We start from the raw sequence: 12,996 nt of genomic DNA on the forward strand, positions 1-12,996 counted from the left end.
TCAATGAAGAAGTTTTTTGACACTTTAACTAATATCTGGAAAATTGAAGATTTAAGGGTACGTATTATAAATACACTTTTATTTCTTTTGATATATAGAATTGGCTCGTTTATAGCAATACCAGGTGTTGATGCAAATGCTATCGACTCACAAAAAACACGAGAAGGGATTTTGGGATTATTAAATATGTTTGCAGGAGGATCTTTCTCAAGATCTTCCATTTTTGCATTGGGGGTAATGCCATATATTTCCGCATCAATTGTAATGCAATTATTAGGTATTGCAGTTCCCTATTTCCAAAAATTGCAAAAAGAAGGTGAAAGTGGTAGAAATAAAATCAATCAGTGGACTCGATACCTTACCATTTTAATTACTGCATTACAGGCTATAGGCTATGTAAAATCTCAAATACCTGTAGAAGCAAAATTGTTTTCTGAACCATTATTTACCATTTCCTCAATCTTTGTTTTAACTGCCGGAACTTTATTTGTAATGTGGTTAGGAGAGAAAATTACTGACAAAGGTATTGGTAATGGTATTTCCTTAATAATAATGGTTGGAATTATAGCCCAGTTGCCATTTGGGATTTTTTCGGAATTTACCTCAAGAATCAGTGGTAATGGTGGTTTAATAGCTTTTTTAGTTGAAATAGTTGCTTTAGTTGCTGTTGTTATGTTCACTATACTGATTATTCAAGGAACACGCAAAATTGCCGTTCAATATGCTAAAAGAATTGTAGGTAATAAACAATATGGCGGTGTACGTCAATATATTCCTTTAAAAGTAACAGCAGCTGGAGTAATGCCCATTATATTTGCCCAAGCATTAATGTTTATTCCTGCTACTGTAGCATCATTTTTTCCAAATGCTGCTTCTAACGGATTTTTAATGGCTGTATCAGATTATACTTCTTTTACCCATAATATTATCTTCGCTGTTTTAATTATTCTTTTTACTTATTTCTATACTGCTATTACGGTCAATCCAAATCAAATGGCTGATGATATGAAAAAAAATCAAGGTTTTATTCCTGGAGTTAAGCCTGGCCTAACTACATCGGAATATATTGATGCCGTTATATCAAGAATTACATTACCTGGGTCTATTTTCTTGGCACTTGTAGCAGTTATTCCTGCTGTTGCATCCAAATTTGGTGTAAATAGTCAGTTTGCAAGATTTTTTGGTGGAACTTCTTTAATAATTTTAGTTGGTGTTGTATTGGACACTCTTCAACAAATTGAAAGCCATTTATTAATGCGTCATTATGACGGTCTAATGAAAACAGGGAGAATTAAAGGCCGTACCGCTATACCTATTGCTGCTGGAACTACACCTCCAACCATCTAATTTTAAATTGGAATATTGCTATTTAAAAATCGATTATCTTAGAGTTAAAAGAAATCCTAAATGATAATGTATTAAGTTACTTAGAATATATAATAAGAGAATAAGAAAAGCGATTAAAGAAATTTAATCATTAAATTAACATAACCTTTTAGTTTGTTTAATAGTTTTCTACAGTTTAATGTTATACAGTTTGAAAGGAAATATAAATTTATTTCAGCAGAACGTTAATTATTTTTATAATAGATAATTATAAACTTAATCTAAAAATATTTAATTTTTCATTGTATCGAAGTTTAATGTAACTTATTATAATAGTTAATTCTACAACAACAATAATAATAATTATTATATAAAAACTTCAATTAATACTCAGGCAAATCAGGTGCACTCTATTTTATAATAAATTGTTTTCAATTGTAAGAAGTTTACAATTTCAACTTATAAAAAAAGTATATAAGCCTGATAAAATATATTTAGTTAGGCTCTGCATATTGTACTAAAAGACTAAAAGGTTATATATATCTAACTTACTTATAATTTCAACTTGTGCTGAATTTTTAGCAAATACACAGATTAAGCATAGTTGAGATACAGTTTGCATATTGGGTTTATGCTATTTATTTGAAAGTGAAAGGTGTGTTTTTAATTATTAAAAACTGTCATAATAAAAATTTAGATCCTATATAAAATTTGTTAATGTATTTCCTATGCTTCTTTTATCACACTAAAAATTGGCAAAATACTTGGTTTTCGATTGATTTAAATTGATGCCGATACTAACTTTTATAGAATAAAAGAAGCATAAAGTTTTTTTATCAAATAAATTTTAAATAGGTTCAATGTATCTAATAAAAAAGTATTAGCTTTGCATCCCGCTTCAAAAAAGAAGAATGAAGTAGAAATCAATAAAATATGGCTAAACAAGCCTCAATTGAGCAAGACGGTATTATAAAAGAAGCATTATCAAATGCAATGTTTCGGGTCGAATTAGAAAATGGACACGAAATTATTGCTCATATATCTGGTAAAATGCGTATGCATTATATTAAAATTTTACCAGGCGACAGGGTAAAATTAGAAATGAGCCCTTATGATTTGACCAAAGGCAGAATCACTTATAGATATAAATAAAGTAAGATGAAAGTTAGAGCATCTATTAAAAAGCGTAGTGCTGATTGTAAAATTATCCGGCGTAAAGGCAAGCTTTACGTTATCAATAAAAAAAACCCAAAGTTTAAGCAGCGTCAAGGATAAATTAAGCTTTAAAAAAGAATTATTTGTAAATATGTCTTTTTAACAGGTAAAATTATAGTATAAAATATGGCAAGGATTGCAGGTATTGATTTACCAAGAAATAAAAGAGGTGAGATTGGTTTAACATATATTTTTGGAATAGGACGGTCTACTGCTCAAAATATTCTGAACCAGGCTGGGATTGATTTTAATGTTAAAGTTCAGGATTGGTCTGACGAACAGCTTACTGCTATTCGAGGGATAATTAATGATCAAATCAAAGTTGAAGGATCATTGCGTTCTGAAGTGCAGTTGAACATCAAACGTTTGATGGACATTGGCTGTTATCGTGGTACTCGTCATCGTAAAGGTTTACCTTTAAGGGGGCAGCGCACCAAAAATAATTCACGTACCCGCAAAGGGAAACGCAAGACTGTGGCTAACAAGAAAAAAGTTACTAAGTAGTAATAAATTGTTGGCAGCTAAATAAACTTATTGTAAAAAGCTGCTAATCATCAATTAATAAAATGGCTAAAACTAAAAAAGTTACTAAAAAGCGTATTGTTGTTGTAGAAGCTGTAGGGCAAGCGCATATCAATGCTACATTTAACAATATTATTGTTACGCTTACTAACAATAATGGTCAGGCTATTTCCTGGTCTTCTGCTGGGAAAATGGGTTTTAAAGGATCTAAAAAAAATACACCTTATGCTGCAGGACAAGCTGCATCCGATTGTGCTAAAACCGCACACGATTTAGGTTTGCGTAAAGTAGAAGTTTTTGTAAAAGGACCCGGTGCTGGTCGTGAGTCAGCAATTCGTACCTTACAAACTTCAGGTATTGAAGTCACTACTATTCGCGATATAACACCAATGCCCCACAATGGCTGTCGTCCTTCTAAAAGAAGAAGAGTTTAATTAATCAATTTTAAAGCTAAGATTTGGTGCTATTTTGCACTGATACTTTAAAAAAACAAAAATGGCAAGATACACTGGACCAAAGTCTAAAATTGCAAGAAGATTCAGAGAGCCAATTTTCGGCCCTGATAAAGCTTTAGAGAAAAAAAATTATCCTCCTGGCATGCATGGAACCTCTAAAAGAAGAGGTAAACAATCTGAGTATGCAGTCCAGTTGATGGAAAAACAAAAAGTCAAATATACTTACGGAGTGTTGGAGCGTCAGTTTGAAAACTTGTTCCACAAAGCTTCATCTAAAGAAGGAATTACAGGTGAAACACTGCTGAAACTTTTAGAAGCGCGTTTAGATAATGCAGTTTATCGTTTAGGGATTGCCCCAACGCGTTCTGCTGCACGTCAATTAGTTAGCCATAAGCACATAACCGTAAATAATGAATTGGTAAACATTCCGTCTTATTCTTTAAGGGCCGGAGATATAATTGCGGTTCGTGAAAAATCAAAATCTTTGGAAACAATAACAAACACTGTTTCCGGAAGAAGAGTAAATAAGTTCAGTTGGTTAGAATGGGATCCAAATAATCTTTCAGGTAAATTTTTAAATTACCCAAGTCGTGATGAAATTCCAGAGAATATCAAGGAAAATCTGATCGTCGAGTTATACTCGAAATAATATCTTACTAAAATGTGTTTAACCGGTTTTAGCCGGTTTTTACATTTACATTTTTATCATATAATCAATTGTATATAATGGCCATATTAGCATTCCAAAAACCGGATAAAGTGATTATGCAGAAATCAAATGATTCTGATGGTACATTTGAATTTCGTCCTTTAGAACCAGGTTTTGGTATCACAATCGGTAATGCTTTACGTCGTATTTTGCTTTCTTCTTTAGAGGGTTATGCGATTACTTCTGTTCGTTTTTCTGGAGTTTCACATGAATTTTCTACGATAAAAGGAGTAGTTGAAGATGTTACAGAAATCATTTTGAATTTAAAACAAGTACGTTTTAAAAAAACCGGTGATTCTGGTGATTCGGAGAAAATTTTTGCAATCATCAATGGTCAAGACAGCTTTAAAGCGGGTGATATTACTAAGTTTTCCAATAATTTTACTGTTTTGAATCCAGAAATGATAATTTGTAATATGGATTCTTCTGTTACATTAGAAATAGAATTAACTGTAAATAAAGGAAGAGGATATGTTGCAAGTGAGGAAAATAAAAATGCCGATGCTTTGGTTGGTGTAATTGCAATTGATTCAATTTTTACGCCGATCAAGAATGTAAAGTACGTTATTGAAAATTATCGTGTTGAGCAAAAAACGGATTACGAAAAATTAGTATTAGATATTGCAACAGATGGTTCAATCCATCCGGAAGATGCTTTGAAAGAAGCTGCAAAAATATTAATCCAGCACTTTATGCTTTTTTCTGATGAAAACATGATGCTGGAAGCTCAAACAAAAGAAGAAACCAAAGAGGTCGATGAAGAAGTTTTGCACATGCGCAAGATTTTAAAAACGGAATTGGTTGACCTTGATCTTTCTGTAAGAGCTTTAAACTGCCTGAAAGCTGCAGATATCAGGACGCTGGCAGAATTGGTTTCTTACGATGTTGCCGATATGCTGAAATTTAGAAATTTTGGTAAAAAATCATTAACAGAAATCCAGGATTTAGTTAAATCAAAAGGTCTTTCTTTTGGAATGAATCTTTCAAAATTTAAATTAGACGAAGAATAGCAACAATTGCATCCTGTAAAGGATCGGATTTCTTAATCCTTTGGCATAATTCCACGAGTTTGATCTTATCACTCAACGGTATGCACGTGCACAACACAAAAAACTATGAGACACGGAAAAAAAGTTAACCATTTAGGCCGCACAGATAGCCATCGCAAAGCAATGATGGCAAATATGGCTTCATCTTTAATTTTGCACAAATGCATCACGACAACTTTGGCAAAAGCAAAAGCATTAAGAGGCTATGTCGAGCCTTTATTAACAAAATCCAAAAGTGATACAACGCACTCCCGTCGTACTGTTTTTAGCTATCTAAAAGATAAAGAAACAGTTACAATTTTATTCCGGGAAATTGCCGAAAAAATTGCAAGCCGTCCAGGTGGTTATACGAGAATAGTTAAATTAGAAAACCGTTTAGGTGATAATGCTGAAATGGCAATTATCGAATTAGTAGATTACAACACAGTTTATGTTAAGGGCGACTCAGCACCTGAAAAGAAAGCAACTCGTCGTCGTGGTTCTGGTTCCAATCGTGGTAACAAAGCTGATGAAAATGTTGATGTGGCACAAAAGGGAATTGATTCTCCAGTTGATCAAACTACACCAGCCACAACAATTCCTAATGCTGACTCAGAGGGAGAAAAACTGGCACCAGATGAAGAATTGTAACATCATTTTATTATAGACATCAAAAGCTCTGATTCATCAGGGCTTTTTTTTTGAAATGATATTATGCTTCTTTTAACATACAAAAATTAAGTATATAAAAGAAGCATTTTAAACTGAATAAAAAATATGACAGCTTGTCATTATCAAATTTGATAAAAAAATTTTGTGCTATTCAAAACTGCCAGCAATACATAAAACAAGTTTTTTTGTTGCTTGGCACATAGCTTGTTCAGTAACATTTGTAAACATATATTTTTAAAATTTAATAAAACTCAATCATATTATGGCTAAAATTATTGGAATTGACTTAGGGACAACTAATTCCTGTGTTGCAGTAATGGAAGGTAACGAACCTGTAGTTATTGCAAACAGTGAAGGAAAACGCACTACACCTTCTGTGGTTGCATTTATAGATAATGGCGAACGTAAGGTAGGTGATCCTGCTAAACGTCAGGCAATTACAAACCCCACAAAAACGATTTCTTCTATCAAACGCTTCATGGGTAACCAGTTTAGTGAGGTTACAAAAGAAGCAGAACGCGTTCCATATAAAGTAGTAAAAGGCGATGGTAATACACCACGTATTGCTATTGGCGACCGTAACTATACACCACAGGAAATATCAGCAATGATCCTTCAAAAAATGAAGAAAACTGCTGAAGATTTTTTAGGTACTGAAGTTACAGAAGCCGTTATTACAGTTCCTGCTTATTTTAATGATGCACAACGTCAGGCAACAAAAGAAGCTGGAGAGATTGCTGGTTTAAAAGTTCGTCGGATCATCAATGAACCTACAGCGGCTGCGTTGGCTTATGGCTTGGACAAAGCACACAAAGACATGAAAATTGTTGTGTTTGACTGCGGTGGTGGCACGCATGATGTTTCTGTTTTGGAATTAGGTGATGGTGTATTTGAAGTAAAATCAACTGATGGCGACACACATTTAGGTGGCGATGATTTTGACCAGGTGATAATCGATTGGTTGGCTGATGAATTTAAAAGTGATGAAGGGATTGATCTGAGAAAAGATCCAATGGCTTTGCAACGTTTAAAAGAAGCTGCAGAAAAAGCTAAAGTTGAATTATCAAGCACAACACAAACAGAAATCAACTTGCCATACGTTACTGCTGTTGATGGGATGCCAAAACATTTGGTAAAAACTTTGACCCGTGCAAAATTTGAACAATTAGCTGATTCTTTGATTAAAAGAACAATAGAACCCTGCCGTACCGCATTAAAAAATGCAGGTTACAGTACTTCTGATATTGACGAAATTATTTTGGTTGGTGGTTCAACACGTATTCCGGCTATTCAAGAAGCTGTAGAGAAATTTTTTGGAAAAGCTCCGTCAAAAGGTGTAAACCCGGATGAAGTTGTTGCTATTGGTGCTGCAATTCAAGGTGGTGTTTTAACTGGCGAAGTAAAAGATGTATTGTTATTAGATGTAACCCCGCTTTCATTAGGGATAGAAACAATGGGCGGTGTGATGACAAAGCTGATCGATGCAAATACTACAATACCGTCTAAAAAATCAGAAACTTTCTCTACTGCATCTGATAATCAGCCATCTGTGGAAATCCATATTTTACAAGGCGAGCGCCCAATGGCCGCTCAAAATCGTACTATTGGCCGTTTCCATTTAGATGGGATTCCTGCTGCACCACGAGGTATACCGCAAGTTGAAGTTACTTTTGATATAGATGCAAATGGTATTTTAAATGTGTCTGCCAAAGATAAAGCAACCGGAAAAGAGCAAAAAATCCGTATCGAAGCTTCTTCAGGTTTAACTGATGCTGATATTAAAAAGATGAAAGATGAAGCAGAAGCCAATGCAGAAGCAGATAAAAAAGCAAAAGAAGAAGTTGAAAAACTGAATGCTGCCGACGCGTTGATCTTTTCAACAGAAAAACAATTGAAAGAATACGGAGACAAAATTTCCGCCGATAAAAAAGCACCGATTGAAGCTGGCTTAGCCAAGTTAAAAGAAGCTTATGCCGCTAAAAACGTAGCTGATATGGACAATGCACAAACTGAGCTGAACAATGCCTGGAATGCTGCATCAGAAGAAATGTACAAAGCTACACAAGATGGCGGCGCACAAGGCGGTCCGGCTGCTGAAGGAAACCCTAACCCCCAGGCTGGAAATGAAGCCGATTCTGTTACAGATGTTGATTTTGAAGAAGTGAAATAATCTTCATATACATTTAAAAAAGCTGCTTCTATATTTGGAAGCAGCTTTTTTTATGCGATAAAAACAGTATGGTTATAAAGTTTGCAAAAATGCAATCAACTGTTTTAATGCTTTGCCACGATGACTGATACTGTTTTTTTTCTCCAAACTCATTTCTGCAAAGCTTTCATTGTAGCCATCCGGTTGAAAAATAGGATCATAGCCAAAACCGTGCTTACCGCAAAGCGTGGTGCGGATAGCACCGGTCACAATTCCTTCAAACCAAAATTCCCTGCCTTTCCACAACAAAGAAATAACCGTTTTAAACTGAGCTTTTCGGTTGGAAACACCTTCTAACTGATCTAAAACACGCTTGATGTTAGCTTCATGGTTGCCATGTTCGCCGGCATATCTGGCAGAAAAAACGCCCGGTTCCCCGTACAAAGCTTCAATTTCCAGTCCGCTGTCATCCCCAAAACAATCTAAACCAAATTTATTAAAAATACGGTGCGTTTTAATCGATGCATTCGCTTTGAAAGTTGTGCCGGTTTCCTGTATTTCTTCATTAAAGCCAATATCTTTTAAACTTAAAATTTTGAACTGATCGCCAACTGCAAAAGCTACTTCTTCAATTTTATGCACATTATTGGTGGCAAAAACTAATTCTTTTATCATAGAGCCTGTTTAAGATTTGTTAAATCTGTTTCATATACTTCTTTTATCACCTAAAAAAATGGTGGATTTTTTTATTTAAATTGATACGGACACAGAATTTTACAGGGTAAAAGAAGCATTGTATCTTTTCTAAAATAAATGTAAACAGGTTATAAACTTTTCATTGGTTCCCAAAAAGCTTTGGTTTTATCTTTATTGCCCAGCATTTCGGTAAAGCTGTAAGTATATAAAATTTCAAGACCATCAACCTGAACAATTCGATTTAAAGCTATTTCCGGTAGTTTTATTTTTGCAGGATTTAACCCAATAAGCACCAATTTTTGTGGCATAAAAAAAGCATTCAGGTTTTGGTAATTAAGGTTTTTTTGAGCTGAGAAATCAACCAAAGCCACATCATCCAAAGTTAATTGCTTCCGTAGAAGCGTACTTTCTAAAGCTTTTAAATGATTTTCCAGTATTGGCTCGTTGGTTAAAATCAGAAAGTGTTGCTGGTTTTTTCCAAGAAATGAAATTTCCGGAGCAGCTGGTTCCGCTAAAACCGGTTCAGGCTGAACTAAAACCTGTGTCGTGTTTTGCTGACTTAAATCGGCCTTACTCAAATACAAATCATCGTTCATCAAAATCCGTAAAGCCGCTGCACTTTCTGCTGTCATATCATAATTTTGGTTAAAAATAGTTAAACTATTTCTGGCTTTAACATAAATTAAGGAATATTGCAGCTAAAATGCGCTCTGAAAATTTATGCGGCCAGCCGGTAAATTTTTGCGAAATTTAACAAATTATGCATGGTAAAAACAGTATGCATAAAATCCTTTTAATTGTTGATATGAGAAAACTTACAATTTTGATCCTGTGTGTTACAATGAGCGTTTTTAACGCTTTGGGTCAGAAAAAAACTTTAGATAAAGTGGCCGCAGTGGTTGGCAATGGCATTATTTTAAACTCGGATATTGAAAGAGAATATGATAATTACCTTTTGCAGGGTAATCAGCCTAATCTATCGGTAAAATGCCAGGTTTTGCAGCAATTATTAACTCAAAAACTGCTGGCACAACAGGCTGTGATTGATAGTGTAATTGTAAAAGACGACGATGTGGATAATGAATTGGATAGAAGGATGCGCAGTTATATTCAACGTTCAGGCGGACAGGATAAACTCGAAGCTTTTTTGGGAAAATCTATTATTCAGTATAAAGATGAAATGCGTCCTGACATGCGCGAACAGATGACCGCACAGCGGATGCAGCAAAAAATCACCGAAAAAATAAGCGTGACCCCGCAGGATGTAAAAAATTATTTCAATTCTATCCCGAAAGATAGCTTGCCTTCTATCAACAAAGAGGTGGAAATTGCACAAATTGTTTTCGACCCAAAACTGACCAGAGAAGAAAAGCAAGTATATCGGGACAAAGCAGAAGCATTGCGCGACCGTATTAAAAAAGGGGAAGATTTCGCAACGCTGGCCACGCTTTATTCGCAGGATCCGGGATCTGCACCTGCCGGTGGCGATTTAGGCTTTGCTGACCGGTCAACGTTTGTAAAAGAGTTCGCAGCAATGGCATTTAAGTTAAAGCCGGGTGAGCTTTCGCCGGTTTTTGAAACTGATTTTGGGTTTCATTTTTTGCAGGTAATTGAGCGCAGGGGCGAGCAGGTACACGTTAGGCATATTTTAATTGTTCCGGAAATTACCCAGGCAAGTTTGGACAGGACGAAGATAAGGGCAGACAGTATTTACAATCTTATCAAAACAATGAAGTTGGATTTTTCTAACGCAGCTTCCCAATTTTCTGATGATAAAGAAACCAAGTACAATGGCGGCATGTTGCTTAATGCGGAAGATGTGCAAAACCGTTCCACTTTTATCCCAACTGATAAATTAGACCCTCAAATTGCTTTGGCCATAGATACAATGAAAGTTGGCAGCATTTCAAAACCTGCTTTGTTCACTGCACAACAAACCAACAAAAAAAGCTATAAAATTTTGTATCTGAAATCCAAAACAGATGCACACAAAGCCAACCTGGCGCAGGATTATCCTAAATTAAAAGATGCTGCTGCCGAGAGCAAAACCAATAAAACGGTGAGTGAATGGTTTGAAAAACGCCGCAAAGAAACTTTTATCAATATTGATCCGGAGTATCAAACCTGCGATCAGCTTAAAACCTGGGTAACCACAACTGCTTCGGCGCAGAGCAAATAAAATGATGCAACATCAATCGGAGGTAGAAGCCGCAGATGCTTTGGCAGCACTTTTTCGTGAAGTAAAAACCGAAATTGGCAAAATTATCATCGGCCAGGATGAAGTAGTCAAATCTGTTTTGATCGGCATTTTCAGCAATGGGCATTGTTTGCTGGTTGGTGTGCCCGGTTTGGCCAAAACTCTGCTCGTGCAAACACTGGCCCAAGTGCTTGACCTAAGTTTTAACCGGATACAATTTACGCCGGATTTGATGCCATCTGATATTATCGGTTCTGAAATTTTAGCCGAAGACCGGAACTTTAAATTTATTAAAGGACCAATTTTTTCTAATATTATTTTGGCAGATGAAATCAACCGGACCCCACCGAAAACACAAGCTGCTTTGTTGGAAGCCATGCAGGAAAAAGCGGTGACGGCAGCTGGTTTTACGCATCAGCTGGATAAACCTTTTTTTGTACTGGCCACGCAAAACCCTATTGAGCAGGAGGGAACGTACCCTTTGCCGGAAGCACAGTTGGACCGTTTTATGTTTAACATTTCGTTAAATTATCCAACGTTTGAGGAAGAATTGAACATTGTTAAAAATACTACCGGTACAAAAATCAATGAGGTAAAAAAGCTGCTTAATGCAGATCAAATACGTTATTTTCAGCAATTGGTCAGAAATATACCGATAACAGACCATGTGCTGGAATATGCCGTAAAATTAGCTGCCAAAACCCGGCCGAACACTGCTCTGGCCACACCAAAGGTAAACCAGTTGTTAAGCTGGGGTGCCGGGCCGCGGGCATCGCAGTTTTTAGTTTTAGGGGCGAAATGCCATGCGGTAATATACGGCAAATATTCGCCGGATATTGAAGATGTACAGGCAGTGGCCAAACCGATTTTGCGGCATCGTATTGTGCGAAATTATCGTGCAGAAGCAGAAGGTTTATCTGCAGATCAGATCATTGAACAGCTGTTTTGAGCTGACACCATTTAAGGCTTGTTAAAACTTACGGTGGCGTGCACAGAATGCTTCTTTTATGCCTGTAAATTTGCTTTTGTAGTTGTTGCTGATAAGAAAACCCATAAAAATAAAATTTTAGGTGATAAAAGAAGCATATAAAATATTTTGGCTAAAATCTAAACAGGTCTGTGTTAGTTGATGCTTCTTTTAGCGCCTATTTTTCATCAATCGGGGAAAAAAACTCTGCCAGGATATTCCATTTGTGGGCATTGTCCGGCTCCCAAATACGGATGTAGTTGTATTTGTTGGTAACTTCTCCTTTTTTAATGGTTGCTTTACCATAACTATAAGCCAAATCGTTGCTGGAGGCACGCCCTGCCCCGGTATTTAAAGCTTGGATAGAGATAGCCTGGTTACTTATAAACTGTAAAACTTTATCCTGACCGATCACCGGTTCAAACCCCGGGAAAAAGTACCGACTATCTAATGTTAAAAACTCTTTATAAGCAGAAACAGACGAAAAGTTAAGGGAAGAATTAAATAATTTATCCGTGGTGATAATGATGTTTTTGCCCGTAAACGGATCTTTGTTTACAGTACGCACGGCATTGGTTACCGGCTCTTTAAAATCTACAATTTGCGCTTCTTTGGTTTCCGGATGCTGCAAATCAATATTGAAGATCATTTTCAGTTTACCAGATAAATCAGGCCGCCAGATAGAAAGATATTCGCCATAAGCTTCATCATCACCGCTGTTTTTTAAGGTATAAGAACCGGCCGTAAAGGCCAGGTCGCCATTGGCCGAAATGCGTGCCATAGTTGGTGTAAGTGCAAGTTTTGCAGCCGTTTTATTTATACCGGAGTAATAAGTTTTGGCCAAAACAGGCTCGGGTTTAAAAACCATTGCATCTGCGTCCATTTCGGATAAAGAACCGTCCCGGATACCTTTTTGCGACACAGCCCGGTTGTAATCTTTTTCGGCTTCTAACACTGTTTTGGTTTGTGCGGTTTTTTGTGCTTTGGCCAGCTGTCCAAAACATAAAAAAGCCGCTATTGCAATTGATATTTTTTTCATAAGGAATTTAGAATTTGCCGC

General features: G+C 36.0%; 14 protein-coding genes. 11 read left to right on the forward strand and 3 right to left on the reverse strand.

Features of this window, described 5'->3' with window-relative positions:
• The first annotated feature begins 3 nt into the window (after nucleotides 1-3).
• From secY to dnaK, 9 genes are all read left to right on the forward strand, one after another.
• Entirely contained in the window at nucleotides 4-1,347 is a 1,344-nt protein-coding gene (gene secY / locus ACOFKR_RS03885; protein WP_419802715.1) for a preprotein translocase subunit SecY, read from the forward strand.
• 912 nt (nucleotides 1,348-2,259) lie between these two features.
• Nucleotides 2,260-2,478, forward strand: coding sequence for a translation initiation factor IF-1 (infA, locus tag ACOFKR_RS03890; protein WP_093328090.1), 219 nt, complete (start codon nucleotides 2,260-2,262; stop codon nucleotides 2,476-2,478).
• A gap of 6 nt (nucleotides 2,479-2,484) precedes the next feature.
• The gene (gene ykgO, locus ACOFKR_RS03895) at nucleotides 2,485-2,601 is read left to right on the forward strand and encodes a type B 50S ribosomal protein L36 (protein WP_120181030.1); all 117 of its coding nucleotides are present in this window, start codon (nucleotides 2,485-2,487) and stop codon (nucleotides 2,599-2,601) included.
• A 66-nt stretch (nucleotides 2,602-2,667) separates the two neighbouring features.
• A complete protein-coding gene (gene rpsM, locus ACOFKR_RS03900) occupies nucleotides 2,668-3,045 on the forward strand; it encodes a 30S ribosomal protein S13 (protein ID WP_419802716.1) in 378 nt (125 codons plus the stop codon).
• 62 nt (nucleotides 3,046-3,107) lie between these two features.
• Nucleotides 3,108-3,497, forward strand: coding sequence for a 30S ribosomal protein S11 (gene rpsK / locus ACOFKR_RS03905; RefSeq protein WP_419802717.1), 390 nt, complete (start codon nucleotides 3,108-3,110; stop codon nucleotides 3,495-3,497).
• Between the two features lie 61 nt (nucleotides 3,498-3,558).
• The gene (gene rpsD, locus ACOFKR_RS03910) at nucleotides 3,559-4,167 is read left to right on the forward strand and encodes a 30S ribosomal protein S4 (protein ID WP_419802718.1); all 609 of its coding nucleotides are present in this window, start codon (nucleotides 3,559-3,561) and stop codon (nucleotides 4,165-4,167) included.
• Nucleotides 4,168-4,244: 77 nt separating this feature from the next.
• Nucleotides 4,245-5,237, forward strand: a complete 993-nt coding sequence (locus tag ACOFKR_RS03915) for a DNA-directed RNA polymerase subunit alpha (protein ID WP_419802719.1) — start codon at nucleotides 4,245-4,247, stop codon at nucleotides 5,235-5,237.
• A 105-nt stretch (nucleotides 5,238-5,342) separates the two neighbouring features.
• Nucleotides 5,343-5,906, forward strand: coding sequence for a 50S ribosomal protein L17 (gene rplQ / locus ACOFKR_RS03920; protein ID WP_419802720.1), 564 nt, complete (start codon nucleotides 5,343-5,345; stop codon nucleotides 5,904-5,906).
• A gap of 283 nt (nucleotides 5,907-6,189) precedes the next feature.
• A complete protein-coding gene (gene dnaK, locus ACOFKR_RS03925) occupies nucleotides 6,190-8,097 on the forward strand; it encodes a molecular chaperone DnaK (protein WP_419802721.1) in 1,908 nt (635 codons plus the stop codon).
• A 72-nt stretch (nucleotides 8,098-8,169) separates the two neighbouring features.
• Here the strand turns inward: dnaK and rdgB are convergent, their stop codons facing one another.
• Both rdgB and ACOFKR_RS03935 read right to left on the reverse strand, forming a co-directional pair.
• A complete protein-coding gene (rdgB, locus tag ACOFKR_RS03930; protein ID WP_419802722.1) occupies nucleotides 8,170-8,751 on the reverse strand; it encodes an RdgB/HAM1 family non-canonical purine NTP pyrophosphatase in 582 nt (193 codons plus the stop codon).
• Between the two features lie 149 nt (nucleotides 8,752-8,900).
• Complete coding sequence (locus ACOFKR_RS03935) at nucleotides 8,901-9,404, reverse strand: hypothetical protein (RefSeq protein ID WP_419802723.1); 504 nt, start codon at nucleotides 9,402-9,404, stop codon at nucleotides 8,901-8,903.
• A gap of 173 nt (nucleotides 9,405-9,577) precedes the next feature.
• Between ACOFKR_RS03935 and ACOFKR_RS03940 the strand changes: the two genes are divergently transcribed.
• Together ACOFKR_RS03940 and ACOFKR_RS03945 are read left to right on the forward strand one after the other, a co-directional pair.
• Complete coding sequence (locus tag ACOFKR_RS03940) at nucleotides 9,578-10,951, forward strand: peptidylprolyl isomerase (protein ID WP_419802724.1); 1,374 nt, start codon at nucleotides 9,578-9,580, stop codon at nucleotides 10,949-10,951.
• A gap of 4 nt (nucleotides 10,952-10,955) precedes the next feature.
• Nucleotides 10,956-11,918 (forward strand): AAA family ATPase, encoded by a 963-nt coding sequence (locus ACOFKR_RS03945; protein ID WP_419803613.1) that lies wholly within the window; start codon nucleotides 10,956-10,958, stop codon nucleotides 11,916-11,918.
• Nucleotides 11,919-12,114: 196 nt separating this feature from the next.
• Here the strand turns inward: ACOFKR_RS03945 and ACOFKR_RS03950 are convergent, their stop codons facing one another.
• On the reverse strand, nucleotides 12,115-12,975 hold the full coding sequence (locus ACOFKR_RS03950) for a hypothetical protein (protein ID WP_419802725.1): 861 nt from the start codon (nucleotides 12,973-12,975) through the stop codon (nucleotides 12,115-12,117).
• Between the last annotated feature and the right edge of the window lie 21 nt (nucleotides 12,976-12,996).

It is taken from the genome of Mucilaginibacter sp. (genome assembly GCF_965201005.1).
In the GTDB taxonomy this organism is placed as follows: domain Bacteria; phylum Bacteroidota; class Bacteroidia; order Sphingobacteriales; family Sphingobacteriaceae; genus Mucilaginibacter_A.

Excerpts from the sequence above, each read along its gene's own strand:
- ACOFKR_RS03915 (WP_419802719.1), top strand. The coding sequence starts at position 4,245 with ATGGCCATATTAGCATTCCAAAAACCGGATAAAGTGATTATGCAGAAA.
- rdgB (WP_419802722.1), bottom strand. The coding sequence starts at position 8,751 with ATGATAAAAGAATTAGTTTTTGCCACCAATAATGTGCATAAAATTGAA.
- ACOFKR_RS03935 (WP_419802723.1), bottom strand. The coding sequence starts at position 9,404 with ATGACAGCAGAAAGTGCAGCGGCTTTACGGATTTTGATGAACGATGAT.
- secY (WP_419802715.1), top strand. The coding sequence starts at position 4 with ATGAAGAAGTTTTTTGACACTTTAACTAATATCTGGAAAATTGAAGAT.
- rpsK (WP_419802717.1), top strand. The coding sequence starts at position 3,108 with ATGGCTAAAACTAAAAAAGTTACTAAAAAGCGTATTGTTGTTGTAGAA.
- infA (WP_093328090.1), top strand. The coding sequence starts at position 2,260 with ATGGCTAAACAAGCCTCAATTGAGCAAGACGGTATTATAAAAGAAGCA.
- ACOFKR_RS03950 (WP_419802725.1), bottom strand. The coding sequence starts at position 12,975 with ATGAAAAAAATATCAATTGCAATAGCGGCTTTTTTATGTTTTGGACAG.
- rplQ (WP_419802720.1), top strand. The coding sequence starts at position 5,343 with ATGAGACACGGAAAAAAAGTTAACCATTTAGGCCGCACAGATAGCCAT.
- rpsM (WP_419802716.1), top strand. The coding sequence starts at position 2,668 with ATGGCAAGGATTGCAGGTATTGATTTACCAAGAAATAAAAGAGGTGAG.
- ykgO (WP_120181030.1), top strand. The coding sequence starts at position 2,485 with ATGAAAGTTAGAGCATCTATTAAAAAGCGTAGTGCTGATTGTAAAATT.
- dnaK (WP_419802721.1), top strand. The coding sequence starts at position 6,190 with ATGGCTAAAATTATTGGAATTGACTTAGGGACAACTAATTCCTGTGTT.
- ACOFKR_RS03945 (WP_419803613.1), top strand. The coding sequence starts at position 10,956 with ATGCAACATCAATCGGAGGTAGAAGCCGCAGATGCTTTGGCAGCACTT.
- rpsD (WP_419802718.1), top strand. The coding sequence starts at position 3,559 with ATGGCAAGATACACTGGACCAAAGTCTAAAATTGCAAGAAGATTCAGA.
- ACOFKR_RS03940 (WP_419802724.1), top strand. The coding sequence starts at position 9,578 with ATGAGAAAACTTACAATTTTGATCCTGTGTGTTACAATGAGCGTTTTT.